At 62.9% G+C, this 369-nt stretch carries 1 protein-coding gene; it reads right to left on the minus strand.

The genetic code is table 11. The annotated features are described in order from the left end of the window. Positions 1 to 274: DUF7424 family protein (locus IOC61_RS15995; protein ID WP_229333205.1), on the minus strand; the 274-nt coding region annotated here is incomplete at its 3' end. Positions 275 to 369: the final 95 nt, after the last annotated feature.

The raw sequence follows: 369 nt of genomic DNA on the forward strand, positions 1-369 counted from the left end.
CCCAGGTATCCATGCCCTGGTCATAGCACTCCTTGAACTCCGCCGCGGGAAAGACGCGCGGCATCATCTCCTGTGCCTTCACCAGCGAGTCCGAAGGCTTGCGGCTGTCCTCGTAGTCGTCGCAGGTCATGATTTCCAGCCGCACCGTCGCCGGAAGCTCCGTCACTGCTGGATCTTGAAGTGCCGACACCGGCACCTCGGCGTTGAACTCCGTCTTGCAGCCTGCAAGTGCCACGCCCGCCGCCGCCAGGGCGGCCATCTTGATCGCTTTCATCCTTGTCTCCCTTGCGTATCACGCCCCTCGCGAGGCGATGGAATGGCGGTCTTCTGCCGCCTGATTTACGTCACCCGCCCAATGCGGATCTCGCA

It is taken from the genome of Halomonas sp. KAO, from assembly GCF_015595025.1.
Lineage (GTDB): Bacteria > Pseudomonadota > Gammaproteobacteria > Pseudomonadales > Halomonadaceae > Halomonas.